At 71.5% G+C, this 330-nt stretch carries 1 pseudogene; it reads right to left on the bottom strand.

What is annotated here, in order from left to right:
* A pseudogene (locus ACLZOT_RS51050) lies at positions 1–330 on the bottom strand (methyltransferase); the annotation flags it as partial.

Raw genomic sequence — 330 nt, 5'->3', positions numbered from 1 at the left:
CCGCCGAGGTCGGCCACGTGCCGGCGGCCGGTCCAGTCGAAGTCGGCGGCCAGCGCCCCTGCGAGGGGGGTGCTGACACCGTTCATGCCGCCCAGGAAGTTGCGCCACGCCACGGGGTCCTGGCTCAGCGTGGCGAAGAAGGGGGCGCCGGAGTGCGTGACTTCGTTCTGCTGGATGCCGCTGCGCAGGGCCTCGGTGAGGTTGTCCCAGAAGCCGAAGAGGCGGGTGTTGGCCATCTCCAGGATCCCGCCGACGTAGGAGGGCTTGGCCCGGTCCAGGAACACGTCGGCTGCGGGGCTGTTGCGGTAGACGCCCGCGTCGTCGCGGTCC

The sequence above is a fragment of the Streptomyces sp. 4F14 genome (assembly GCF_048159485.1).
Classification (GTDB): Bacteria; Actinomycetota; Actinomycetes; order Streptomycetales; family Streptomycetaceae; genus Streptomyces.
The sequence above is the reverse complement of the archived record's forward strand: the minus strand, read 5'-3'. Positions and strand labels throughout refer to the sequence as shown.